The 24,060-nt window shown below is 34.0% G+C and carries 26 protein-coding genes and 2 pseudogenes; all 28 read left to right on the top strand.

What is annotated here, in order from left to right; all coding sequences use genetic code 11:
- The first annotated feature begins 18 nt into the window (after window positions 1-18).
- The 28 genes and pseudogenes from ACZM4J_RS08485 to ACZM4J_RS08350 all read left to right on the top strand — a co-directional run bounded on the left by ACZM4J_RS08485 (window position 19) and on the right by ACZM4J_RS08350 (window position 24,053).
- On the top strand, window positions 19-1,359 hold the full coding sequence (locus ACZM4J_RS08485) for an N-acetylmuramoyl-L-alanine amidase family protein (RefSeq protein ID WP_022165458.1): 1,341 nt from the start codon (window positions 19-21) through the stop codon (window positions 1,357-1,359).
- A gap of 13 nt (window positions 1,360-1,372) precedes the next feature.
- Entirely contained in the window at window positions 1,373-2,188 is an 816-nt protein-coding gene (locus ACZM4J_RS08480; RefSeq protein ID WP_022165457.1) for a Cof-type HAD-IIB family hydrolase, read from the top strand.
- 238 nt (window positions 2,189-2,426) lie between these two features.
- Window positions 2,427-3,533 (top strand): SEC-C metal-binding domain-containing protein, encoded by a 1,107-nt coding sequence (locus ACZM4J_RS08475; protein ID WP_428244588.1) that lies wholly within the window; start codon window positions 2,427-2,429, stop codon window positions 3,531-3,533.
- 134 nt (window positions 3,534-3,667) lie between these two features.
- A complete protein-coding gene (locus ACZM4J_RS08470; RefSeq protein ID WP_428244589.1) occupies window positions 3,668-4,837 on the top strand; it encodes an FprA family A-type flavoprotein in 1,170 nt (389 codons plus the stop codon).
- On the top strand, window positions 4,812-5,390 hold the full coding sequence (locus ACZM4J_RS08465) for an NUDIX hydrolase (protein WP_022165429.1): 579 nt from the start codon (window positions 4,812-4,814) through the stop codon (window positions 5,388-5,390). The genes ACZM4J_RS08470 and ACZM4J_RS08465 overlap by 26 nt, the downstream gene beginning before the upstream one ends.
- Window positions 5,391-5,500: 110 nt before the next feature.
- Complete coding sequence (locus tag ACZM4J_RS08460) at window positions 5,501-6,253, top strand: tRNA threonylcarbamoyladenosine dehydratase (protein WP_022165428.1); 753 nt, start codon at window positions 5,501-5,503, stop codon at window positions 6,251-6,253.
- Window positions 6,254-6,400: 147 nt separating this feature from the next.
- Window positions 6,401-7,528 carry a PP-loop family protein gene (locus ACZM4J_RS08455; protein WP_022165427.1) on the top strand — a complete coding sequence of 376 codons (1,128 nt, stop codon included), beginning with the start codon at window positions 6,401-6,403 and terminating at the stop codon, window positions 7,526-7,528.
- Window positions 7,512-7,676 carry an AzlC family ABC transporter permease gene (locus tag ACZM4J_RS08450; protein ID WP_022165426.1) on the top strand — a complete coding sequence of 55 codons (165 nt, stop codon included), beginning with the start codon at window positions 7,512-7,514 and terminating at the stop codon, window positions 7,674-7,676. The genes ACZM4J_RS08455 and ACZM4J_RS08450 overlap by 17 nt, the downstream gene beginning before the upstream one ends.
- 24 nt (window positions 7,677-7,700) lie before the next feature.
- Window positions 7,701-8,603 carry a LysR family transcriptional regulator gene (locus ACZM4J_RS08445; protein ID WP_302689243.1) on the top strand — a complete coding sequence of 301 codons (903 nt, stop codon included), beginning with the start codon at window positions 7,701-7,703 and terminating at the stop codon, window positions 8,601-8,603.
- 269 nt (window positions 8,604-8,872) lie between these two features.
- On the top strand, window positions 8,873-9,988 hold the full coding sequence (locus ACZM4J_RS08440) for a 5-methyltetrahydropteroyltriglutamate--homocysteine S-methyltransferase (RefSeq protein ID WP_022165424.1): 1,116 nt from the start codon (window positions 8,873-8,875) through the stop codon (window positions 9,986-9,988).
- 242 nt (window positions 9,989-10,230) lie between these two features.
- A complete protein-coding gene (locus ACZM4J_RS08435; RefSeq protein WP_022165423.1) occupies window positions 10,231-10,560 on the top strand; it encodes a helix-turn-helix domain-containing protein in 330 nt (109 codons plus the stop codon).
- A gap of 171 nt (window positions 10,561-10,731) precedes the next feature.
- Window positions 10,732-11,472, top strand: a complete 741-nt coding sequence (locus tag ACZM4J_RS08430; RefSeq protein ID WP_022165422.1) for a LytR/AlgR family response regulator transcription factor — start codon at window positions 10,732-10,734, stop codon at window positions 11,470-11,472.
- Between the two features lie 73 nt (window positions 11,473-11,545).
- The gene (locus ACZM4J_RS08425; RefSeq protein ID WP_022165421.1) at window positions 11,546-12,187 is read left to right on the top strand and encodes an HAD family hydrolase; all 642 of its coding nucleotides are present in this window, start codon (window positions 11,546-11,548) and stop codon (window positions 12,185-12,187) included.
- A gap of 113 nt (window positions 12,188-12,300) precedes the next feature.
- The gene (gene trkA, locus ACZM4J_RS08420) at window positions 12,301-13,659 is read left to right on the top strand and encodes a Trk system potassium transporter TrkA (protein ID WP_022165420.1); all 1,359 of its coding nucleotides are present in this window, start codon (window positions 12,301-12,303) and stop codon (window positions 13,657-13,659) included.
- Between the two features lie 13 nt (window positions 13,660-13,672).
- Window positions 13,673-15,130 (top strand): TrkH family potassium uptake protein, encoded by a 1,458-nt coding sequence (locus tag ACZM4J_RS08415; protein WP_022165419.1) that lies wholly within the window; start codon window positions 13,673-13,675, stop codon window positions 15,128-15,130.
- A 1-nt stretch (window position 15,131) separates the two neighbouring features.
- Window positions 15,132-16,472 carry a TrkH family potassium uptake protein gene (locus tag ACZM4J_RS08410; protein WP_412335505.1) on the top strand — a complete coding sequence of 447 codons (1,341 nt, stop codon included), beginning with the start codon at window positions 15,132-15,134 and terminating at the stop codon, window positions 16,470-16,472.
- A 114-nt stretch (window positions 16,473-16,586) separates the two neighbouring features.
- Complete coding sequence (locus ACZM4J_RS08405; protein ID WP_428244592.1) at window positions 16,587-17,234, top strand: potassium channel family protein; 648 nt, start codon at window positions 16,587-16,589, stop codon at window positions 17,232-17,234.
- An 18-nt stretch (window positions 17,235-17,252) separates the two neighbouring features.
- Window positions 17,253-17,858, top strand: coding sequence for a phosphoribosylanthranilate isomerase (locus tag ACZM4J_RS08400; protein WP_489485977.1), 606 nt, complete (start codon window positions 17,253-17,255; stop codon window positions 17,856-17,858).
- Window positions 17,859-18,034: 176 nt separating this feature from the next.
- On the top strand, window positions 18,035-18,697 hold the full coding sequence (locus ACZM4J_RS08395; protein WP_412335500.1) for a response regulator transcription factor: 663 nt from the start codon (window positions 18,035-18,037) through the stop codon (window positions 18,695-18,697).
- Entirely contained in the window at window positions 18,694-19,725 is a 1,032-nt protein-coding gene (locus ACZM4J_RS08390) for a sensor histidine kinase (RefSeq protein ID WP_412335498.1), read from the top strand. The genes ACZM4J_RS08395 and ACZM4J_RS08390 overlap by 4 nt, the downstream gene beginning before the upstream one ends.
- A gap of 245 nt (window positions 19,726-19,970) precedes the next feature.
- A pseudogene (locus ACZM4J_RS08385) lies at window positions 19,971-20,108 on the top strand (ABC transporter ATP-binding protein); the annotation flags it as partial.
- Window positions 20,109-20,434: 326 nt separating this feature from the next.
- Entirely contained in the window at window positions 20,435-20,572 is a 138-nt protein-coding gene (locus ACZM4J_RS08380) for a hypothetical protein (protein ID WP_161276450.1), read from the top strand.
- Between the two features lie 88 nt (window positions 20,573-20,660).
- Window positions 20,661-21,692, top strand: coding sequence for a DUF6017 domain-containing protein (locus ACZM4J_RS08375; RefSeq protein WP_489485976.1), 1,032 nt, complete (start codon window positions 20,661-20,663; stop codon window positions 21,690-21,692).
- Window positions 21,693-21,725: 33 nt separating this feature from the next.
- Window positions 21,726-21,902, top strand: a pseudogene (locus ACZM4J_RS08370) (helix-turn-helix transcriptional regulator); the annotation flags it as partial.
- On the top strand, window positions 21,899-22,441 hold the full coding sequence (locus tag ACZM4J_RS08365; protein ID WP_161276452.1) for a hypothetical protein: 543 nt from the start codon (window positions 21,899-21,901) through the stop codon (window positions 22,439-22,441). The pseudogene ACZM4J_RS08370 and the gene ACZM4J_RS08365, both read left to right, overlap by 4 nt.
- 33 nt (window positions 22,442-22,474) lie before the next feature.
- Entirely contained in the window at window positions 22,475-23,401 is a 927-nt protein-coding gene (locus ACZM4J_RS08360) for a ParM/StbA family protein (protein WP_092072137.1), read from the top strand.
- Between the two features lie 16 nt (window positions 23,402-23,417).
- The gene (locus tag ACZM4J_RS08355) at window positions 23,418-23,834 is read left to right on the top strand and encodes a hypothetical protein (protein ID WP_161276453.1); all 417 of its coding nucleotides are present in this window, start codon (window positions 23,418-23,420) and stop codon (window positions 23,832-23,834) included.
- Between the two features lie 33 nt (window positions 23,835-23,867).
- Window positions 23,868-24,053 carry a hypothetical protein gene (locus tag ACZM4J_RS08350; protein WP_270844083.1) on the top strand — a complete coding sequence of 62 codons (186 nt, stop codon included), beginning with the start codon at window positions 23,868-23,870 and terminating at the stop codon, window positions 24,051-24,053.
- The last annotated feature ends 7 nt before the right edge of the window (window positions 24,054-24,060 follow it).

The following is a 24,060-nucleotide window of genomic DNA, read 5'->3' as shown; positions in this document are numbered from 1 at the left end:
AGAATACAGGAGATAATTATGAGAAAATTAAAAAGAACATTTTATATAGGAACAACTACATTCTTATTAGGTTTGGGAATTGTTTTTTCTAACAATGTTTTAGCCGCAGTGGAACAGGAAACTACAACACAGGTAGAAACAACAACTGTGGAAGAGACTACACCAAATGAAACAACACCCCCGGAACAGACAACACCCGCTGAAACTACGAAACCGCAGGAAACAACAACTGTGGAAAAATACACAGAGTCTAATCTTTCACCTGTTAAGTCCAAAATAATTTTGTTAGATCCGGGACATTGCAAAGTACATATAGGAGCTCATGGTAATGGTTTAAAGGAAGAAATAATCACATTGGATATTGGACTTGCCTGCAGGGACTATCTTAATAAGTTTAGTGACGTGACAGTTTACATGACAAGAACAAATGGTAATTGTTTATCAACTGCAAGTCTTGCAGGTTGTCTTGTAGCAAGAAATAATATGGCAAAAAGACTAGACGCAGATTTTTTAGTAAGTCTTCACATTAATTCAGACCCAAGCCCAAGCAGAAAAGGAGCACTTTTGCTTTCTGCATATAATTCGGGTTACAGAACTTCTGTAGGTATAAAAACAACGAAATTAGGAAAAAAAATTTTGGATAATCTTCAGCTGGCAGGGGTGTATAACGGTGGTTTCCTTTTAAGAAAGTCCAATGATTATTATTATCCAAACAAGGCTAGAGCAGATTACTATTCAATTGTACGAGAAGGCATTTATAACAAGATACCTAGTATTATTGTTGAACATGGATTTATTACCAACAAAAGTGACTGCAAAAAGTTTTTGAAAACAACTGCAAAACGAAAAAAATTAGGTGTAGCAGACGCAAAAGGTATAGTTACTTATTATAATTTAAGTAAAAAGAACATTTCAGGCACCTTAAATAAAAAGGGAAAATCTACATATTACATTAACTCTAGTGGTAAGAAGATTACAGGCTGGGTTAAGGTAAATGGCAGATGGTATCATTTTAACAGCAAAAATGCCAAAATGGATAAAGGTTTCATAACTGTAGGAAAAAATAAGTTTTATCTTAACTCCAAAACAGGTGTTTTAAAAACAGGCTGGTTTATAGTTAAAAACAAAAAATATCTGGCAAAAGGCAATGGAGTTATATTAAGAAGTAAAATTTATAATGACGGTGTTAGCAGCTACTATTTTAACTCAAAAGGTTATAAGAAAAACGGTTGGGTAACATACAAAAATGCTACTTACTATTTTTCAAAGAAAAAGGGCATGCTAAAAGGTAAACAGAAAATAAAGAAAAAATATTATAGATTCAGCAAAAAGACAGGAAAGCTTTTAAGTAAAAGATAGAATGAGGTAGAAAATGGACAAAAAAGTTGTATTTTTAGATATAGATGGAACAATAGTTGATTTCTTTGGTAACATACCTGAATCAACCAAAACAGCCATTAGAAAAGCAAGAGAAAATGGACATTACATGGTTGTCTGCTCAGGTAGAAGTAAATTCCAGATAGCGAAGGAAGTTCTGGACTTAGGGATAGACGGTATAGTTGCAGCAGCAGGAGCGTATGTGGAATATGAAGGAAAAGTTGTTTATCACAAATGTATGACAAAAGAGCAGAGAGAAAAGTTAGGTCATTATTTAAAAGATAACAATTTTATTTTCAGTATTCAAACGGACACAAGACTTATTACAACGGAAAACTGCAAGGAAAAATTAACAGAAGGTTTTGTTAAGGCAGGTGCAAGTAAGAAACATATAGAAAATACTTTTGGTAAAATGGAAATAAGAGAAGATGTTTGGACACCGGACAATCAGGAGAAAGCTGTTTATCAGACAGGACCTTTTCCGGGAGACAAGGTGGCAGCTGATTTGGCACCTGATTTTGAAAATACACCACTTAGTTATAACAATCAGAAAAACGGTGGTGAGATTACCATTGCAGGTGTTAATAAGGCTATAGGCATGAGAGAATTTTTAAAAGCCGCTCAGGTATCGGTTGTCAATTCAGTTGCAGTTGGTGACGGCCCAAATGATTTTGAAATGATTGAGTTTGCAGGAACAGGCATTGCAATGGGTAATGCAATTCCTGATTTAAAAGACAAAGCAGACATGGTAACAACAGACATAAACAACGATGGCATTTATAATGCTTTTGAAAAACTTGGTTTATTGTAAGAAGTATATTGTCAAAAGTGCAAAAACAAAGAGAAAAATACAGGAAAATCTATGAAAAATACTTAAAATTTTTTCAAACTTAAATTTTTTAGTTTACAATATAAAAAAATCAAAGTAATATAATGTGTGGATTGAAATTGTTTTATGGTGCATAGCACCTGATTTAGAAATTAAATATTTATGGTAAGAATACTTTAAATATAATTAATATACTAAAGTTAAGAGAAAAGGAGTTTATATGAAAGTTGCTAAGTCAGAAAATCGTAAGGAAATATTATTAAAAGATATTTTTGAAGATTTTAATAAAGATGATTTAAAAGATATTGCAAAAATGAAAGGCATTAAAGGCATATCTAAACTAAATAAAGGTCCATTAATTGAAACAATTATTGAAAAAATGTTAAGTGCTGAAGAAATGGTGAAATACTTCCAGTATATGACTGATGAGGAAATCGAAGCATTTAGAAATAGAGATAATAGCGAAGAAGATGATACTACAAGCAAGATTTTATATAGTAAATTATATGGTGCTTCATACATGGGTAGAATTTCTGAAAAACAGTATACAGCACCGGCAGATGTAGTTAAAAGATATGAAGAAATTTCAGACGAAGAGTTTGAAGCAAAAAGAAAAATTAACAGTTTTCTTTTCTGTTGCTTAAAGACTTCAGGTTTTTTACACGGTATAGCACCTGTTTCAGTTATTCTTGACATGATGAAAAAAGGTGTTAAGTACGATGAAACAGAAGAACAGCTTATTGAGAGAATTGAAAGTATCCCTTATGAATTAAGTTTATACCAGGTTCACGATGGAAAAGTTTACTATAGTTTCTTTTATCCAAATGACAGAGGTTTAATAAAGGCACAGGGTGACAGAGCATATTATATTCCAACAAAGAAGGAAATTATGTCTCTTGGAACATACGGTATTTTACCTGAAACAATGGAAGCCCAGAACTTTGAAGATTATATGATTCGCAAGATGAACATGACAGAAGAACATGCAACTAACTTATGCCAGCGTGTACAGTCTGAGATTATGTCAGGGGCAGAAATTAGAGAAGTTTTTGAAATGATTAAAAACGAAGAGGGCGTTCATTTAGACAGTGACCTTCAGATTAGTGCCTTGGCACAGTATGTTCAGAATCTTTGGAACAACAGCAGAATGATTTTAAATCGTGGTTTTACACCACTTGAAGCACCAAGAAGAGTTGACTTGAATACACAGAGTAATCAGTCAAAACCAAAGAACACAGGTGTTACACATGGTAAGAAAATTTATCCTAACGATAAATGTCCATGCGGCTCAGGAAAGAAATACAAACAGTGTTGTGGAAGAAAATAGAAAATTAAAATAATGAGGTTATGACAATGTCAGACCTCATTTTTTGTGTAATAAAAATTGCTTCAGAATTTCTTTTCACATATATTGTGACGTGATATACTATAAAATAGTTTTGAATTCAAAGGAGGAAGAATATGAGCGATACATATATTTCAGATGCAATTAAGTACATAGGAGTTGATGACACAGACATAGATTTATTTGAAAGTCAGTATGTAGTTCCAAATGGTGTTTCATACAATTCTTATGTAATTATAGATGAGAAAACAGCAGTAATGGATACTGTTGATGAAAGAAAAACAAGTGAGTGGTTAGATAATCTATCTAATGCATTAGCAGGCAGAAGTGTAGATTATTTAATTGTTTCACATTTAGAGCCTGACCATTCGGGAAGTATTAAGGAAGTTACAGAAAAATATCCTGAAGCAAAAATTGTACTAAGTGCAAAAGCGTTGGCAATGTTACCACAGTTTTTTGAAATTGAAAACTTACAGGAAAGAAGCATTGTTGTAAAAGAAGGCGAAGAACTTAATTTAGGATCTCATACACTTAAATTCGTAATGGCACCAATGGTTCACTGGCCGGAAGTTATGGTGGAATACGAAATGTCAGAGAAGGTACTTTTCTCAGCAGACGGATTTGGAAAGTTTGGTGCCCTATCAGCGGATGAAGATTGGGCATGTGAAGCAAGAAGATATTACTTTAATATTGTAGGTAAGTACGGTATGCCAGTTCAGACTTTACTTAAAAAAGCAGCAGCCCTTGAAATTAATACTATTTGTCCACTTCATGGACCAATTTTAAAAGAGAATCTTTCATATTACATTGGCAAATACGCAACATGGAGTAGTTATGAACCAGAAGACAAAGGTGTTCTAATTGCATGTGCATCTATACATGGAAACACTATTAAAGCCGGTGAAAAAATGGCTGAAATCTTAAAAGAGAAGGGTGTTGAAAAAGTTTCAGTTATGGATTTATCAAGAGATGACATGGCTGAAGCAATTGAAGATGCTTTCAGATATGACAGAATGATTCTTGCAGCAGCTACTTATGACGGCGGAGTTTTCCCAGTTATGGAAGATTTCTTAAACAGATTAGCTAATAAGAGTTACCAGAAGAGAACAGTAGGACTTATTGAAAATGGCTCCTGGGCTCCATTAGCCGGAAAAGTTATGAAGGGGCTGTTAGAGCCAATGAAGGATGTTAAAGTATGCGAGAATATGGTAACAGTTAAGTCTGTTATGAAGGAAGAAAACATAGAACAGATGGAAAAACTTGCAGAAGAAATCATCAATTGTTAATAACAAAAATGAGTTAGGAAAGGTTTATAAGCAAATGGAAAAATGGGATTTGTACACAAAGGACAGAATTAGAACAGGCAACACAATTAACAAAAACGAAGAGGTACCGGAAGGCTTTTACAGAACAGTGGTACATGTTTCTATTTTTAACAGTAAAGGTGAAATGCTTATTCAACAGAGACAGGAAGATAAGAAGTTGTGGCCAAATCTTTGGGATGTAAGTGTTGGTGGCAGTGTGATTGCAGGAGAGACAAGTAGTGAAGCTGCAAGCAGGGAAACTATGGAGGAACTTGGAATTGAGCTTGACTTAAGTGAAGTCAGACCGGCCTTTACAATTAATTTCCATGGAGGCTTTGATGATTGTTACTTAGTTGAAAAAGATGTAGACATTAAGGATGTAACAATTGCTCTAAGAGAAGTTAAAGCTGTAAGGTGGGCTACAAAAGAGGAAATTCTTGATTTAATTGAAAAAGATGAGTTTATTGCTTATCACAGAGCAAAAATTGAATTAATGTTCTTCTTGAGAGACCACGAAGGAACTCATTTAAAATAAAATGTTTGACAAAGATAATTACCACATTTATAATATTTACCTATATTATTACTAGGAATTATAACAATGCGGGTGCAGTGCATCCGCTGTTTATATGTAAGGAGAAAATAATGCTAACACAATTTTCAAGAACAGAATTATTACTGGGAAAAGAAGCAATGGAGAAGTTAAAAAACTCAAGAGTTGCTATTTTTGGAGTAGGTGGAGTAGGCGGCTACGTTGTAGAAGCTTTAGTTAGAAGTGGCGTAGGAACATTTGACTTAATAGATGACGATAAGGTTTGTTTAACTAATTTAAACAGACAGATTATAGCTACAAGAAAAACTGTAGGAAAATATAAGGTAGATGTTTGCAAGGAACGTATATTAGAAATTAATCCTGATGCAAAGGTAAACACTTATAAGTGTTTCTTTTTACCTGAAAATGCTGATGAGTTCCCTTTTGATGAATATGACTACATTGTAGATGCTGTAGATACTGTTACGGCAAAGATTTCATTAGTTATGAAAGCCCAGGAGAAAAATGTAAAAATCATCAGTAGCATGGGTGCAGGAAATAAACTTGATGCTAGTGCATTTAAGGTGGCTGATATATACAAGACAAAGGTATGTCCTTTAGCCAAGGTAATGAGAAGAGAGTTAAAGAAACGTGGTGTAAAAAAATTAAAGGTTGTATATTCAGAAGAGCCTGCAATGACACCTGTTGAAGACATGGCAATTAGTTGTAGAGCAAACTGCATCTGCCCACCGGAAGCAAAACACAAATGCACTGAAAGACGAGCAATTCCGGGTAGTGTGGCATTTGTACCATCAGTAGTTGGCTTGATTATTGCAGGTGAAGTTGTCAAAGATTTATCGGTATAATTTTGATGTAGGTTATTTAGCACATGTTTTCTACAGAAAAATATTTTGGACAAAGTAGAAAAAAATTACAAAAAAAGTAGTTATAAAGATAATTATAAAAGATTATTAGTAATCAAATGATACTTATATAATATTTGGAGGAAAATTATGAACATTTCAGCAAAAGAAATGAAAGCATTGGATAAAGATTCATATCAGGTTATAGACATTAGAAGTGAATTGGATATTTCTTATGGTGCCATACCTGGTTCAATACATGTTTCCCCTGATAACATAGAGAATAATGAGAATATAGATTTTTCAAAAAAATTAATTATATGTTGTGCAAGAGGAAAAAACAGTTTAGAAATAGCAGAGAATCTTTGTGAAAAGGGCTATGATGCAGTGAATCTTGAAGGTGGTTACATTGCGTGGCTTATGGACACAATGAACGAAGAAATTGCAGAAAACAAAGCAAAGGATGTAGAGCAGAGTATTAGAAAAAAATATAAGAAAACTATCTGGTCTAAGTTTGCCAAGGCAATAAACACTTACGAACTGGTAAAACCGGGAGACAAAATTGCTGTCTGTATTTCAGGTGGTAAAGATTCAATGCTTATGGCAAAACTTTTTCAGGAATTAAAGAGACATAACAAATTTGATTTTGATGTGAAGTTTTTAGTTATGGATCCAGGTTATAGTCCTGAAAATAGAAAAGTCATTGAAGACAATGCAAAGAAACTAAACATCCCAATTGATATATATGAGTCAGATATTTTTGAGTCAGTATTTAATGTGGAAAAGTCACCATGTTATTTATGTGCAAGAATGAGAAGAGGCCATTTATATAGTTTCGCACAGGAATTAGGTTGCAACAAAATCGCATTAGGTCACCATTATGATGATGTTATTGAGACAATATTAATGGGTATGTTGTACGGTGCTCAGGTTCAGACAATGATGCCAAAACTTCACAGTACAAATTTCGAAGGCATGGAATTAATCAGACCGTTATATTTAATTCGTGAAGATGACATTAAGTCATGGAGAGACTATAACGACTTACATTTCATACAGTGTGCGTGCAAGTTTACAGACACTTGCACAACCTGTAACAATGAAGAAAACAGATCAAAGCGTGTGGAAATAAAAGAACTTATTAAAAACTTAAAACAGGTTAATCCTTATGTGGAGAGCAATATTTTCAAAAGCGTTGAAAATGTAAATTTAGATACAGTTATTTCATACAAGAAATCAGGGGAGAAACATCACTTCTTAGATGACTATGACAGATGAAACTTATGCTGTAAACTGTACTGTTGACGGTGAAACCAAAAGAGGTCGTAAAGTAATGTTTTTTGTGGCTCTTTTTAGCTGGTGCTATTGGATGGTTGGTTCAGTAATTGGTGGCGTGGTTGGATATATGTTACAATTTCGTTTATAATTGAAAAAGAAAGGATTTACAAATATGACTTTACAGCAGTTAAAATATGTGATAGCAGTTGCAGATACGGGAACTTTGACAAAAGCTGCAAAACAGTTGTTTATATCGCAGCCCAGTTTGACTAATTCCATACATGCCCTTGAAAAAGAAATGAACATTGAAATTTTCAGAAGAACCAATAAAGGCATTGTTATTTCAAAAGAGGGTGAGGAGTTTTTAGGCTATGCAAGACAGGTTTTAGAGCAGTCACAACTTTTAGAGGAAAGATACAAGGGCACAAGTGGCAGAAAATTAAAGTTTTGTGTTTCTACACAGCATTATTCTTTTGCTGTAAATGCTTTTGTAGAACTTATTAAGGAATATGGAAAAGAAAAATATGATTTTTGTTTAAGGGAAACACAGACTTACGAAATCATAGAAGATGTGGCAAAAATGAAAAGTGAAATAGGCGTTCTTTATTTAAATGACTTTAATCAGGTGATTTTAAATAAGGAGTTGAAGTCAAATGAGCTAAAGTTTACGGAACTTTTAGTTGCAAAACCACATGTTTTTATAAGCAGTAAACATCCTTTGGCGAAAGAGAAAAAGGTTACTTTTAAAGATTTGGAAGAATATCCGTATTTGTCCTTTGAACAGGGTGAACATAACTCTTTTTATTATTCTGAAGAAATTTTTTCAAGTGAGGAAAAAAAGAAAAATATTCGTGTAAGAGACAGGGCTACTTTGTTTAATCTTTTGATTGGTCTTAATGGTTATACTGTTTGCAGTGGAGTAATTGATAAGGAATTAAATGGAGCAAACATTATCGCAGTACCGCTTGAGGGGAATGAAAACATGAGAATCGGATATATTACCCACAAAAAATCAGGTTTAAGCCCACTGGGAAAAATATATGTGGAAGCTTTGAAGAAATATATTGGTAAATAAGAAAATATATTTCAAAATAAGTAGTAAATAAATTAAAAAACAAAAATTTATTTCAAAGTAAGTAGTAAATAGATTAGAAAACAAAATTATATTTTAAATCAGGTAAGAAAGATATTAGAAAACATGCATTGAAAAGTAGTAATTTAAATATCACAGCCATAGTTTAAAACTATAACCAAGTAAAAGAAAAATGTATTATACAATTTTTTTTATCGTTGATATATTAACATCATAGCAATTAGCAATATATAAACGAATAGGAGAAAAATATGTATAATAAAACACCATTTAGATACGACCACGTTGGTAGCTTTTTAAGACCTGAATATTTAAAAGAAGCAAGAAAGCAGTACGAACAGGGTGAGATTACAAAAGAACAGTTAACAGAAGTTGAAGACAAGGCAATTACTGAACTTGTAGTCAAGGAAAAAGAAATTGGCTTACATGCCATTACAGATGGAGAATTTAGAAGAGCCACATGGCATTTAGATTTCATGTGGGCTTTTGACGGTGTAGGTCACAGCAAGACAGAACATGGTCTTCCATTCCATGGAGAAGATGCTATGATTGATGACACTTATGTAGTTGGAAAAATCAAGTTAAGTGGCAAGCATCCTTTTATTGAACATTATGAATTTTTAAAACAGTTTGAAGATGAGAACACTGTAGCAAAGCTTACCATACCTGCACCGGCTCAGTTCTTAGAACAGATGATTATGCCTTTTGCATGGGAAAATACTAAAAAGTATTATGATAGCAAGGAAGAATTAGTAAAGGACATTGCAGATGGTTATAAGAAATTCATTAAAGATTTATATGACAAGGGCTGCAGAAATTTACAGTTAGATGACTGCTCATGGGGAATGGTTGTTGATCCAAATGCCTGTGCAATTTTTGATACAGATGAGGAAGGCTTAGAAAAAATCAAGAAACAGTTATTAGATATAAATAATTTAGCAATTGATTCAGCTCCGGAAGATTTGACAATAAATACTCATGTTTGCCGAGGAAATTTCCATTCAACTTACGCAAGCTCAGGAGCTTATGACAGTGTAGCTGAAACATTATTTGCAAAGGAAAATGTTAATGCATATTATTTAGAATATGATGATGAACGTTCAGGTGGATTCCTGCCACTTAAGTCAGTTGGTGAGAATAAGAAAGTTGTACTTGGATTAATTACAACAAAATCTCCTGAATTAGAAAACAAAACAACAGTAATAAACAGAATAAAGGAAGCATCTAAATATGTTTCTTTAGACAGATTATATTTAAGTCCACAGTGCGGATGCGCTTCTTGTGAAATTGGAAATAAATTAACAGAAGAACAGCAGTGGGCAAAGATAAAATTAGTAAAAGAAATTGCCGAAGAAGTTTGGGGATAATATTTCAATCCCGCTTTAATTTACAAAAGAATATAAAACATAAAAAATAGCATTTTTATAACCCTATTATATAGGATTATGGAAGTGCTATTTTTATTCTTTAAAAAGAGATAAAAACAAAACAATATTCTTGCCATAAAAGAAAAATACACACCTAAGGTATGCAGTAAAACTACCAAGGGATGTAGAATAAAACATTTAAACCATATAAAATTCATATAGAATAACTATGGAGATGACAAATGAAGAAAAAGGAAATAACGAAAGAAAATATTGAAATAGGTCAGCGTGTTAAGGCACTTAGAAGAGAGCATAATCTGTCTCAGGAAAAAATGGCATCAATATTGGGGATTGAGTCAGTTCCTTTTTATCAGAATATTGAAAAAGGTGAAAATGATTTACAAATAGACAGATGCATAAAACTTAGTAAGTATTTTGACGTTAGTACAGATTACATATTAAAAGGCGAGGTTAGCGACTGTAGGGAGTTTCAATTGTATTTTGAAAGCCTCAGTGGCAGAGAGAAGAAAAGAGAATTTGATATATTGTTAAACAAAACATTTAGTAAATAATTAAAGCTAAATAACTAAATTGAAGTAATTCAATCAAAATAGCTAAGTTTAATAAATCAAAATAATTCAATCAAAATAACTAGGTTTTGATAGAAAATAAAAATAATTAAATTTGAAATTTTTAAAATGAATAATTAACTAAAAAATAAGAAAAAGGGGATTGAAAAACAAATGCAATCAACAGATAAACAAATATTGATAGTGGAAGATAACAAGAGACACATGGATAGAGCCTGCGATATTTTAGAACAGCTTGAAGATGTTGTGATTTTTAAGGCAGATAATTGTGCTGATGCCTACAGATATGCCATGGAATATAGTATCGATTTATTTATTGTAGACATAATTTTGGAAAAAACAAAAAACGGTGATATGTCAGGTATGACTTTTGCTGATAATATAAGAGAAATAGAAAGATACAAGGCAACGCCAATTATTTTTACAACATCGCTGGAGGATCCAAAACTACACGCCTATGCACATTTACATTGCTATCAGTATTTTGATAAATATTACAGAGAAGATGAATTCAAAGAAGCAGTTCAGTTTACTCTTAAAAATTACACAGCGAAAAAGGAAAGAGAATATATTTATTTTAAAACAAATGGTATTGTATGCCCGGTAAAAATAAATGATATTGTTTACATAGATAACAAAATTTCTACATTGTCAATTTATTGCAAAGATGGAGAGATTGTAGAAGCACCTTACAAGTCGACAAAACAGTTAATTCTTGAATTAGGTTCAACGAAATTTTTGAAGTGTAACAAAAGTGAAATAGTTAATTGCGACTATGTTAAGTTTGCAGATTATTCCAATTATCTTATTAAATTAAAGGAAGATTTCGGAGAGTTAAAAATTGGCAGACGTATTTTGAAAAGTTTTAAAGAAGGCTTTGAAAATAGAATATAAAACCATTGAATAAAATAGGTCTTTAGTGTTAAAATAGTTGAACGCTAAGGACTTTTTTTGAAGGAGAAGATAAATGATTAAGGCAGTAATTTTTGATATGGATGGGCTCATGATTGACAGCGAGAGAGTTACTTATGAGTGGTATCGAAGATATTTACAAAAAAGAGGAGAAGACATGACAGTGGATTTTTACAAAAATCTACTGGGAAAAATACAACCTGTCTGCAAAAGTATTATAGCTAATGAATATGGCGAGGATTTCCCTTATGAGGAATGTATAGATTATGTTCATAAGGGAATGGCAGAAGAGTTTGAAACAAAGGGAGTGCCATTAAAAAAAGGAATTGTTCAGTTACTTAAATATCTTAAAGAAAACAATTATAAAACAATGGTTGCAACTTCCAGTAATAGAGACAGAGTTGATGTGATTTTAAAACAGGCAGGAATTGCACAGTATTTTGACGGCGAAATTTGTGGTGATGAGGTTGTTAATGGAAAACCTAATCCTGAGGTATTTTTAAAGGCATGTAAGAAGGTGAATGTACAGCCTGAGGAAGCACTTGTTTTAGAAGACTCAGAGGCAGGCATAAAAGCGGCTCATGACGGCGGAATTAAAGTTATATGTATACCTGACATGAAATATCCTGAGGAAGAATACAGAAAAATGACTGAAGAAATCTTTGAGGACTTGTCAAAGGTTGTAACTTATTTTTAAAAGTTGTAACTATTTTTTAACAGTTGTTGAGATTATAAATAATAGTGCTATACTATAGATGTTGCCATAAAGTTATTCATTGCATTAACGATAAGAATGTGGAGGAAAATCTCATGAAGATTATTATTGCTGGAGATGGAAAAGTAGGTGCAAATCTTACTAGGAAGTTATCAGCGGAAGGTTATGACATAACCTTAATAGACACTAATGGAGAAGTATTAGACGCAAGCTTGGAGAGATACGATATTATGGCTGTTAATGGAAATTGTGCCTTAATGTCCGTTTTGTCTGAAGCAAGAGTTGACAGAGCTGATGTTTTAATTGCATCTACAAGTGCAGATGAAATTAATTTGCTTTGTTGCATGACAGCACATAAGATGAATCCTGAACTACATACTATTGCAAGAATCAGAAATCCTGAATACAGTGAACAAATATATACCATGCGCGATGCCTTTGGCTTATCTTTAACAGTTAATCCGGAAAAGCAGTCAGCAGTGGAAATTGAAAGATTGTTAAAATATCCGGGATTTTTACAGAGAGATACTTTTGCAAAAGGAAGAGTGGAATTAGTAGAACTTAGAATAAATAGTGACAGCATTATAAAAGATATTTCATTAAATGATCTTTATGGAATTGTAAAATGTAAGGTATTGGTTTGTGCCGTTAGAAGAAACGGTGAAGTGCATATTCCAAATGGTGATTTTATCTTAAAAGAAGGAGATAGAATTTACGTTACAGCACCATCACAGAACCTTACTATTTTATTGAAAAACTTAGGCTTTTTATCTCACAAGGTAAAACATGCAATTATTTGCGGTGGTGGAAAAGTAAGCTATTATCTGTCAAAGATATTAATTGACTCGGGAGTAGCCGTAGAGGTAATTGAAAAAGACGAAGATAGAGCAAGGGAGTTAGCTGAGCTTCTTCCTGAAGTTACTGTAATTCATGGTGACGCAAGTAGAAAAACATTACTTGAAAGCCAGGGCATAAGTGGCTGTGACGCTTTTATTACCTTAACAGGAATGGATGAGTTAAATATAATTATTTCCATGTATGCTAAGGCATGTGGCGTGGAGAAAGTTATTACAAAAGTAGGACATACTGACAGAAGCAGTATTCAGGACAGCCTTAATTTAGGTAGTGTAGTATGCCCAAAGGAATTATGTTGTAATACAATAGTCGGTTATGTTAGAGCCTTAGGGGCACAGACAGGAATGGCTATATCAGTTCATAATATTGCAGATGGACAGGCGGAAGCAGTAGAGTTCATTGCAGATGAGAAAACAAAAAATTGTGGTGTTTCACTTAAAAACATGAAATTAGTAAATAATGTTATTATTGCATGTATAACACATAAAGGAAAAACAGAAATTCCAAATGGTGAATCATGTTTCCAAAATGGAGATACTGTTATTGTGGTAGCAACAGGGGATATAGTATTACATCAATTAAATGATATATTTCAATGATTGAGGGAAAGTTATGAATTATAAAGTTGTAGGAAAATTTATATCACAGATTTTAGCTGTAGAAGCGGCATTTATGCTTCCGGCATTAATTATTAGTGCAGCATGTCAGAATTTGAATGCAGTTATAGGATTTATAGTTTCTATTGTAATTATATTAGGTATTGCTTCGTTGCTATATGTATTATGTAGAAAGGCAAATAAGCGATTTTTTGCAAAGGAAGGTTTGGTTTCAGTGGGTATAGGCTGGATTGTTCTTAGTATATTAGGCTGTTTACCATTTTTTATTTCAAGAGAAATTCCTTCATTTGTAGATGCATTATTTGAGACAGTATCAGGTTTTACAACAACAGGAGCTTCAATTTTAACAGATGTTGAAGCTATGTCAAAAGGCATGCTTTACTGGAGAAGTTTTAGTCATTGGCTTGGGGGGATGGGTGTCCTTGTATTTTTACTTGCTATTGCACCGGCTGATGGAAAAAGCAACAGATTCACAATGCATTTGTTAAGAGCAGAAAGTCCGGGACCAACAGTTGGTAAGCTGGCTCCAAGAATGAGAGATACAGCACTTATTTTGTATTTAATGTATATAGGACTTACGGGACTTAATTTTATCTTTTTAATTATTGGGAAAATGCCTGTTTTTGATGCAGTCTGTACAGCATTTGGTACTGCAGGAACAGGTGGCTTTGGTATTAAAGGAGACAGTATGGCAGGCTACAGCCCATACATACAGAATGTCTGTACCATCTTTATGCTGTTATTTGGCGTGAACTTCAGTTGTTATTATTTAGTATTATTAAGAAGATTCAAGTCAATAATAAAAGATAGTGAACTTAGAACATACGTTGTTATTATTTTATCAAGCGTAGCTCTTATAACAATAAACATTTCGGGTATGTTTTCATCAGTAGGACAAGCACTACATCATGCGGCATTTACAGTATCAAGTATTATTACCACAACAGGTTTTGCTACAGAAGATTTTAATCTGTGGCCTAATTTTTCAAAAACAATAATACTTATGCTTATGTTTGTTGGTGCCTGCGGCGGAAGTACAGGCGGTGGTCTTAAATGTGGCCGTTTACTTATTATTTTAAAAAGTGTAAAAAGAAACATTAGAAAGACTTTAAATCCAAGAAAAGTTGAAGTTATCAGAATGGGTGGAAATGTTGTAAAAGAAGAAGTTGTTTCGGCGGTTAATAGTTACTTTGTTGCATACATAGTTATTGTTTTCTTAAGTTTCATTTTCATTTCCGTTGATGGTCACAGTATACTTACTAATTTTTCAAGTGTAGCATCATGCTTTAACAATATAGGACCGGGACTGGATATGGTTGGTCCGGCATCAAACTATTCAATGTTTAGCGATTGGTCTAAACTGGTTTTAATAGGTGACATGCTTGCAGGAAGATTGGAAATATTCCCAATCTTAATTTTATTGTCAAAAACCACATGGAGTAGAAAGAGATAACATGAAGAAGAGTAGACATATATCAACATCAAGATTTATTTTTTTCGGGTTTTTAGGCGTTATAGTTTTAGGAACCTTTATTTTGACGCTTCCAATTTCAAGTAGCTCAGGAGAATTTACATCTGTAGTGGATGCCTTATTTACAGCAACATCAGCTACATGCGTAACAGGACTTGTAGTTCACGATACGGCTACTTACTGGTCAGCCTTTGGTCAAGGTGTTATTATAGTTTTAATTCAAATTGGCGGCATGGGTGTTATAACAATAGCACTACTGTTAACAAGAATGTCAGGTAGAAAAATAGGTTTAAGGCAGAGAACACTTATGCAGGAGGCAATATCAGCACATAAAATGGGTGGTATAGTAAGACTAACAGGTTTTATTGTGAAGATGATGCTTATTTTTGAATTGGCAGGCGCGGTGTTAATGTATCCTGAATTTGCAAAACAGTTTGGCATTATAAAAGGTATATGGTATTCATTATTTCATTCAATATCAGCCTTTTGTAACGCAGGTTTTGATTTAATGGGTGTAAGAGAGCATTATTCTTCACTAACAACATTTTCATCTTCAGTTTTAATTAATGTTGTAATAATGCTTTTAATTATAATTGGCGGTATTGGCTTTGTTACATGGGATGACATAAAAAAGCACAAACTTCATTTTGGAAGATACAGAATGCAAAGTAAAGTTATTCTTGGAGTAACATCAATATTAATAATTGTACCGGTGCTATATTTTTATTTTTTTGAATTTGGAAAAGCAACTTGGAATTTCGATTCAGAAAAAGACAGAGTTTTGGCATCTTTATTTCAGGCTGTGTCACCTAGAACAGCAGGCTTTAACACAGTAGATTTAAACCAATTATCAGGTGTGGGACAGTTAATTACTATTATTTTAATGCTTATAGGTGCAGCACCCGGTTCAACAGCTGGTGGTATGAAAGTTACTACAGTGGCAGTATTATTTTCAACAGCCGTAGCAGTTTTTAGGAAAAGGCAGGATGCACATTTATTTAAAAGAAGACTGTCCAATGAAGTGGCAAGGTCAGCTTCGGCAACACTGTTAATGTACACATTTTTGTTTATGTTTGGCGGTATTGTTATTAGTATTGCAGATAACATTCCTATAATGAAATCTTTGTTTGAAACAGCATCGGCAGTTGGAACAGTAGGTTTAAGCTTGGGAATTACACCATCTTTGTCCATGGTTTCCAAAATAGTATTAATTGTGTTAATGTTTTTAGGCAGAGTTGGTGGCTTAACAGTTATTTTTGCAACTTTATCAAATAAGAATTATAATGTATCTAGATTACCTGAAGAGAAAATTATGGTAGGATAAAGTAAAATAGTAAAGAATTATAATGCGTCATGATAAATGAAGAATCAGGAATGAAAATGAATGAGGCGTAAAAATACAAGAAATAGAAATGTATATAAATTGTATGGAGGGAAAATGAAGTCAGTTTTATTAATTGGATTAGGTAGATTTGGCAGACATATTGCTAAAACATTAGATGAATTAGGTCATCAGACAATGGCAATTGACGTAAAGGAAGACAGGGTTAATGCGGTATTACCTTACGTCACAAGTGCTCAAATAGGAGACGCGACAAATGAAGAATTTTTGGATACATTAGGTGTGGATAATTTTGATGTTTGTTTTGTGGCAATTGGAGACGATTTTCAAAATTCTTTAGAGACAACATCTTTGTTGAAAGAAAAAGGTGCCAAGATGGTTGTCTCAAGAGCTGCAAGAGATGTACACGCCAAGTTTTTGGTAAGAAATGGAGCAGACCAGGTAGTTTATCCTGAACGTGAACTTGCTAACTGGACAGCAATAAGATATACAGCTAATCATATTTCAGATTACATTGACGTGGGAGAAGGCTGTTCAATAATTGAAGTTGAGATTCCAAAAGAGTGGATTGGAAAAGAAATACAGGATTTAGATTTAAGACGAAAACACAAAATAAATGTCTTGGCAATTAAGAAGGAAAATGATATGAATTTGCAGGTTATGCCTGATACTGTCCTAAAAGAAGGGGCTAACTTATTGGTACTTGGAAAAACACACAACATACAAAAGTGTTTCCATATTTAAATTAAAAGTAATAGGAATATGATAGTAAAAATTTGCGGTATTACAGATGTTGAAGAAACAGAATATTTAAATGAAAATAATGTAGACATGGCAGGCATGGTTTTATATTTTCCAAAAAGTAAAAGAAATATAACTTTGGATAAAGCAAAAGAAATCATGGCTTCTCTAAATGAAAATATAAAAAAGGTTGCAGTGGTTGTGTCGCCTAGCATTGAGCAGGTAAAAAGCATTGAAAATGCAGGCTTTGACTTTGTGCAGATTCATAAAGACTTGCCGGATGGTTTGTTTAATGAAACATTAATTGATGTTTTAAAGGCTTTTAATGTAAACGATTTAGAAGAACTTGGAAAGTACAAAAACATAGGAAATATAAAAGGCTATGTTTTTGATGCACCAACATACGGCAGTGGAGAAACTTTTGACTGGAGCTTATTAAATAACATTAAACGAGACGATAAGTTATTTATATTAGCCGGTGGACTTAACGGAGATAATGTAAGAGATGGCATAAAAGCAGTACAACCTGATGGCGTAGATGTTTCATCAGGAGTTGAAAACGACAACGGAGTTGGCAAAAGCAGAGAGAAAATCAGAGAATTTGTTATGGCTGCTAAAGTAATCTAATTATGTAGATAGTTGAGTAAAAATAAAGTTAAATTAATCGATAAAAAAATAGTTGAGGCAGAATTAGTATAAGAAAAAAGTAGTTATGCAAGAACCGGGGTAAGTAAAATTTAGAAAATGATTGAAGCAAAAAGTCATAAAATTAATAATATCCGTAAACAGATAAAAGGAATAGAATGAAAAAAATATTAATTGTTGAAGATGATGTATCCATAAGGAATGAGTTGCAGAAGTTACTTGTAAACAGTGGCTATGAAACAATAGTAATGGATAACTTTGAAAATCAAATAGAATTTATTTTAGAAAGCAAAGCAGATTTAATATTGCTTGATATAAATATTCCAATTCTAAATGGAGAAATGGTTTTAAAAGAGCTACGAAAAAAATCAGATGTGCCGGTAATTATGGTTACCAGCAGAACAAGTGAAGTAGATGAAGTTTTGTCTATGTCCTACGGGGCTGATGATTTTATTACAAAACCTTATAACCCTACAGTTCTTCTGTTAAGAATTCAAAATATTTTTAAAAGAATGGAAGTAAAAACTGACAATGTTAAATACAATAATCTTAATGTGGAATTAAGCAGGGGCATAATAAAATCAGAGACTAAGCAGGTTGTTTTAACAAAGAATGAAATGATTATTTTTGCATTGCTGTTAAACAACAAAGGCAGAATTGTTTCAAGAGATCAGTTAATGACAGATTTGTGGAACAATGAGGAATATGTTAATGACAATGCACTTACTGTCAATATTAGCAGATTGAGAAATAAACTGGCATCTCTTGGATGCGCAGATGCTATAGAAACTCGAAAGGGACAGGGTTACATATTATTATGAAATTAAGTAAATACATAAAAGATAAATGGCTGACAATAACAATTAGTGCTGTCAGCTATTTTGTTATTTTAATGGTCATGAGAGTTTTTGCCTTACCTGTTGAAATAGTTGCAATAATTACATTTTTGTATTTTTTTACAGGCGGGCTGCAATTACTAATTAATTATTTAAGAAAAAGAAAATTCTATAACAGACTTCTTCTTAATGTGGAAAGATTGGACAAAAAATATTTAGTTTTGGAAACCTTAACTAAACCGGATTTTTATGAGGGGGAACTTATTTGGGAAAGTCTTTATAAAATTAATAAATCCATGACTGAAAACGTAAGTGATTACAGGGAAAACGTGGAAGATTTTAAAGAATATGTTGAAATGTGGATTCACGAAGTGAAAATTCCTATAGCAAGTCTTGTTTTAATGTGTCACAATCACAAAAATGAGTTGGACGAAAAATACATAAAGCAAATCAGACGTCTGGATAATTATGTTGAACAGGTTTTGTATTATGTAAGAAGTAGCTGCAGTGAAAAAGATTACATAATAAAAGACGTGAATTTGGAAGAGGTTGTTGGAAAAGTTCTTATGAATAACAAGGACGATATTTTGGAAAAAAATATTGAACCACAAATAAACATTAAAAACATAACAGTAAAATCTGATAAAAAATGGCTGGAATTTATTATTAATCAGATAGTAAATAACAGTATTAAATACTGCAAAAATATTGCAATGTCTCATAATGATACAAAGGCTGTGCTGAAAATAAGTGCCACAGAAGAAAAAGAAAAAGTCATATTATCCATCTATGATAACGGAATCGGAATTCCAAATCAGGATTTGAAAAAGATTTTTGAAAAATCATTTACAGGTGAGAATGGAAGACTGGGACAAAAGTCTACAGGCATGGGGCTGTACATAGTAAAAAATCTATGTAGCAAATTAGGTCATCAGGTTTCTGCCTGGTCTATCCAAAATGAATATACAGAAATAAAAATCGTGTTTGGTAAGAATGATTATTATGGGTTTTAGATTTAAATAATGTTAAAAATATAATGCTAAAAAATAATATTTAAGAAATTAATATTAAAAATCTAACATTAAGAGCAAATATGAGAATTATTAAAATATAAACATAAAAAACTAATATTACAAAATTGTAATGTTTAGTAATATTAGAAATGCGACAAATCTCAAGGCAAAGTATACACTGTTTATGTAATGTGAAGATTATAAAGCTTTATGAATTACATAAAACATGTGGAAGGGAGATAACAATGGATAATATTTTAACTATTGATAAAATCGAAAAGTATTACGGAAGTAAATCAAGCCTTACAAAAGCAATTGACGGGATTTCTTTTGAAGTGGAAAAAGGAGAATTTGTTGCAATTATGGGGGCATCAGGCTCAGGTGGTCATGTTAAAATAAGACTAAGTTAGCAGATTCCTTATAAAATAAGGGCTCACGCCAATTTAGTCTTTTTTCTATTATACCATAAAGGGTAGAAAATTCATAGACCGGGAATGAATTTCTCATAGTAGAAATGAGAAGGCAGGAGCTCTTAAAGATAGAAACCTATTGCTACTGGTCCTGTCAAAATTATATCCATTCTCACAGGCGGTCAAGTTTGTGAAAAACCATTCGGTTGCAATACATTGTAAAAAAATATGTTAAGGACTAGGTTAGTTAAAAGATTCTGTTAGCTGGCTTGGTCCTTTTTTCTTGGGAGGACGGAGCGATGATAAAAGTGATTATGATTGTTGTAACAGCTATTTTCCTTAGTTCCTGGTATGCGTGCCTGGTGGCAGGCAAAAGAGCAGATGAAGAAATAAGTGCTTTGTTTGAAAAAGAAAAGAAGCAGGGAAGTGAGGAATAAACGAATGAATGGAGGTATCTATAGCACTGGAAATGAAATCGTAGATGAAAATGCAAAACTGAATATATCTGGAAATATCATTCCGCAGGTGTGGTATCGGACAATCATCAGAGAAAGCGGAAAGCCAAATCTGACAGCGATTATTATACTGGCAGATATTGTGTATTGGTATAAGCCTACAGAAATCAGAGATGAAGGAACCGGACAGGTCATTGGGGTAAGAAAGAAATTTAAGTCAGACTTTCTTCAGAGAAGTTACCAGCAGATCAGCGAACAGTTTGGGATTTCCAAGAAAGAAGCGACAAATGCAGTGGTATTTTTAGAGAAGCTGGGTGTGGTAAAACGGGTATTTAGAACCATTTCCATGAATGGGATTGTTGTAAATAATGTTTTGTATCTGGAATTGATCGTAGACCGATTAAAAGAATTGACTTATCCAGAAGAAACAGGAGCAGATCCGGTTTCCTTTGAAAAAAGAAGAGAGAAATCCAAAGCAGAGAAAATCAGTTCCCATACAGCCATAGAGGAAGAGATACATTTTGTAGAAGAGAGGGCTGTCCCTTTCCAAAGGAAGAGGGTGTCACCATTCAAAGAGGGAGCATACCCCGACAGGGAAACAGAGCCCTGGATACCCAAAGAGGTACCTCAGACTGATAGCGGGCAGACAAATACAGAGATTACTACAAAGACTACAGCAGAAAGTACCCAAAAGAATACAACAGAAATAGGGAATGGGTATAGAGATAATCCTATCTTATCCTATCAGGCAGCAGAAGAACAGTTCAAAGATCAGATTGATTATGATGCGATATGGATAGACAGACCTTTTGACAGAAAACTGCTCAATGAGATTGTAGGGCTTGCAGTAGATGTTTTGACGTCCAATGCAAAGACCATAAGGGTAAATCAGGAAGAACGACCTCTTGGCATTGTACAGGGAATGTATAAAAAGCTGGATAAGTTTACCGTAGAGTATGTGATAGACTCAATTAAGCAGTGTACAAGGAAAGCCAATAATATCCGGGCAGTGCTGCTTACCGCTTTATACAATGCCACATTGACAGCAAACAGCTATATATCCAATCTGTTTGCTTATCAGGAAGCTATCCCTCAGACGTAAGGAGCGTGATAGAAAGTAACAAAATTAAGAAAATTCAGGACAGCTCATGGATATACACAGATAGAACTTGCGGCTGTCTTGGGTATCAGTCTTCGGACGTATCAGAGGATTGAATACGGACAGCAAAAGCCCAATGTCTATGTAGTTGTCCGACTTCAGCGGTTATTTCAAAAAGATATTAGTGAGATTATGGAGGAATATACAGAATGAGGGAAGAAAGGTTTCGTATTCAGTGCCCCAAACATTTTCTGGTTGGAGATTCAGGGCGTTTTGAAAAATCTCCACAGGGTAAGGATTCGGATTTTGTAGTAGATTATGCTCCACCGGAAATGTTTGAAGCCGGGATTGTCTTACAGGAGATGGGGACGGAGGGAGATACCTATTGCACAATGTATGTCTATTTTGCACCAGAGGAACACCTTCCGGTTTATATGGACAGCATGAAATACGACCTACAAAAAGTATCCATTCGGAAAATTTTTGTTGATACCGAAGAATACCTCATAAAAGTAAATGAGAAGACAAAAAAGTTTTATGCGGGTGAGGACGGTTGTTGGGGTTCCTATACGGAACTTTACCGGAAAGAGAATGGGGAACGTCTGACTGATGCAGTGATTGTTTTTCTGTGTATGCCAGATGAAATGAAGTTTCAGGAAATGGAAGCTGTGATGGGGGAACTGTTTGAAAAACTTCATGTGATAGATAAAGAAAAGAAAGAAACAGGTCAAGAACCAAAGAGAACAAGATAAAATACAAACTATAACTTTCAGGAGGATAAGAACGTGGAAACTAAAATGATTATTGGAATTGATCATGGAAACCGTAACATGAAAACTGCAAATACTGTATTTTCAGCAGCAATCCAGCCTTTACAGGCAAGGCCGGACAGCCTGGAACATATTCTGGAATACCAGAACCAGTTTTATTATGTGGGAGGGAAAGTACCGGAAAAGGAGTGTGTGGATAAGACAGAGAATGAAAATTATTATCTTCTTACCCTTGCAGCACTGGCACAGGAAATGCGCTGCCGGGGACTGACAGACGCTTCCGTAAAAATGGGAGCTGCCCTTCCGCCTAGAAGATTTCAGCAGCAGAAAGAAAGTTTTAAGAAATATCTGTTAAAGACAAAGGAACTGCATTTCCGTTATGAAGGAGTACATTATCATGTGTCTTTGGAAAATGTGTTTGTTTTTATGCAGGGGCATGTGGTGATCCATACGCTTTTAGAAGCAGTTCCCGGCTATTGCCTTTTAGTAGATATTGGTGGAGGAACTACCGACCTGGTAGAGTTTGTTGACGGAATGCCGGACGGGAAGTATTCGATTTCGGATAAGGCAGCTTTGTACTGTATCGGAAAAGTCAATGAGGAAGCCATTGCCAAAACAGGGGCAGGGGTACCGGCATACATTACAGAAGCATTTATGAGAACAGGAAGCTATGACTGCCCGAAGCAGTATCAGGACGTCATAAAAAACTGTTTGAAGTCCTACGCAGAGGAAATTTATGGTATCATACAGGCAAACCATTATAATCTGGATCTGACCAAAATGGTGTTTATGGGCGGTGGTTCTTCCATTGTGGAGCATTTTGGAGCCAATGAGGGAAAAGATGTACAGTTTGTAACGGATATACATGCCAATGCAAGGGGCTGTGAAGAGGCAGTGAAAAGTATTATCCGGGCAAAACAGAGGAAAATGCGGACAGCATGATAGGAAGTGAAAACTTATGGATACGGAAAAAGTATATACAACTTCACTGCGGCTGTATAAAAACAGACCGGTACATCATCAGGCTTATCGGTATCTGAAGGAGTATAACAAAGATATTTTCAAGACAAAAGACGATTTTATAGCAGAAGCAATCGTTTATTTTGCCAAGTATCTACAGCAGGAAGAAGAAGTACAGCAGATGAAACTATTAAATACCCTTCTGGAAAACCAGAAAGAACAATTTTGTAAAATCGTAAAAGAAGCGGTTTCAAAGGCACAGGAAGAAGCCTTTGAGAAGCGGGGTGTGCTGGAAAAGGCCGTTCAGGGAGAACTTTCTGACGGTGGAACGATAGCAGAGAACAGGGAAAAGGAAGAAGCCTGTATGGAAAAAGATTTACGGTTTGCGGAATTTTATGGGGCATTTGAAGAATAAGGAGGAAAAAGATATGGCAGTAGGAAGAAGTGTATGGGAAGTTGTAAAAGGGATTTTCATTGCAGTGGGGAAACTGCTGTATCTGACAGGGAAACTGGTGATATGTTTGTTTCTGCTGGTTCTGCAGCTTGTTTTGGCAGTGTTCCATGCAGGAAGCAGGGAATAGAAAGGGGATTGACAGGTGCATTGGATACGGGACAGACCGTATACAAAAGATAGAAAAAAG

Source organism: Eubacterium sp. (assembly GCF_057858645.1).
This window is presented reverse-complemented; position numbering and strand designations above follow the sequence as displayed.

Coding starts and splice junctions, on each gene's coding strand:
- ACZM4J_RS08485 (WP_022165458.1), top strand. CDS start 19: ATGAGAAAATTAAAAAGAACATTTTATATAGGAACAACTACATTCTTA.
- ACZM4J_RS08480 (WP_022165457.1), top strand. CDS start 1,373: ATGGACAAAAAAGTTGTATTTTTAGATATAGATGGAACAATAGTTGAT.
- ACZM4J_RS08475 (WP_428244588.1), top strand. CDS start 2,427: ATGAAAGTTGCTAAGTCAGAAAATCGTAAGGAAATATTATTAAAAGAT.
- ACZM4J_RS08470 (WP_428244589.1), top strand. CDS start 3,668: ATGAGCGATACATATATTTCAGATGCAATTAAGTACATAGGAGTTGAT.
- ACZM4J_RS08460 (WP_022165428.1), top strand. CDS start 5,501: ATGCTAACACAATTTTCAAGAACAGAATTATTACTGGGAAAAGAAGCA.
- ACZM4J_RS08455 (WP_022165427.1), top strand. CDS start 6,401: ATGAACATTTCAGCAAAAGAAATGAAAGCATTGGATAAAGATTCATAT.
- ACZM4J_RS08450 (WP_022165426.1), top strand. CDS start 7,512: ATGACTATGACAGATGAAACTTATGCTGTAAACTGTACTGTTGACGGT.
- ACZM4J_RS08445 (WP_302689243.1), top strand. CDS start 7,701: ATGACTTTACAGCAGTTAAAATATGTGATAGCAGTTGCAGATACGGGA.
- ACZM4J_RS08440 (WP_022165424.1), top strand. CDS start 8,873: ATGTATAATAAAACACCATTTAGATACGACCACGTTGGTAGCTTTTTA.
- ACZM4J_RS08435 (WP_022165423.1), top strand. CDS start 10,231: ATGAAGAAAAAGGAAATAACGAAAGAAAATATTGAAATAGGTCAGCGT.
- ACZM4J_RS08430 (WP_022165422.1), top strand. CDS start 10,732: ATGCAATCAACAGATAAACAAATATTGATAGTGGAAGATAACAAGAGA.
- ACZM4J_RS08425 (WP_022165421.1), top strand. CDS start 11,546: ATGATTAAGGCAGTAATTTTTGATATGGATGGGCTCATGATTGACAGC.
- trkA (WP_022165420.1), top strand. CDS start 12,301: ATGAAGATTATTATTGCTGGAGATGGAAAAGTAGGTGCAAATCTTACT.
- ACZM4J_RS08415 (WP_022165419.1), top strand. CDS start 13,673: ATGAATTATAAAGTTGTAGGAAAATTTATATCACAGATTTTAGCTGTA.
- ACZM4J_RS08410 (WP_412335505.1), top strand. CDS start 15,132: ATGAAGAAGAGTAGACATATATCAACATCAAGATTTATTTTTTTCGGG.
- ACZM4J_RS08405 (WP_428244592.1), top strand. CDS start 16,587: ATGAAGTCAGTTTTATTAATTGGATTAGGTAGATTTGGCAGACATATT.
- ACZM4J_RS08400 (WP_489485977.1), top strand. CDS start 17,253: ATGATAGTAAAAATTTGCGGTATTACAGATGTTGAAGAAACAGAATAT.
- ACZM4J_RS08395 (WP_412335500.1), top strand. CDS start 18,035: ATGAAAAAAATATTAATTGTTGAAGATGATGTATCCATAAGGAATGAG.
- ACZM4J_RS08390 (WP_412335498.1), top strand. CDS start 18,694: ATGAAATTAAGTAAATACATAAAAGATAAATGGCTGACAATAACAATT.
- ACZM4J_RS08380 (WP_161276450.1), top strand. CDS start 20,435: ATGATAAAAGTGATTATGATTGTTGTAACAGCTATTTTCCTTAGTTCC.
- ACZM4J_RS08365 (WP_161276452.1), top strand. CDS start 21,899: ATGAGGGAAGAAAGGTTTCGTATTCAGTGCCCCAAACATTTTCTGGTT.
- ACZM4J_RS08355 (WP_161276453.1), top strand. CDS start 23,418: ATGGATACGGAAAAAGTATATACAACTTCACTGCGGCTGTATAAAAAC.
- ACZM4J_RS08350 (WP_270844083.1), top strand. CDS start 23,868: ATGGGAAGTTGTAAAAGGGATTTTCATTGCAGTGGGGAAACTGCTGTA.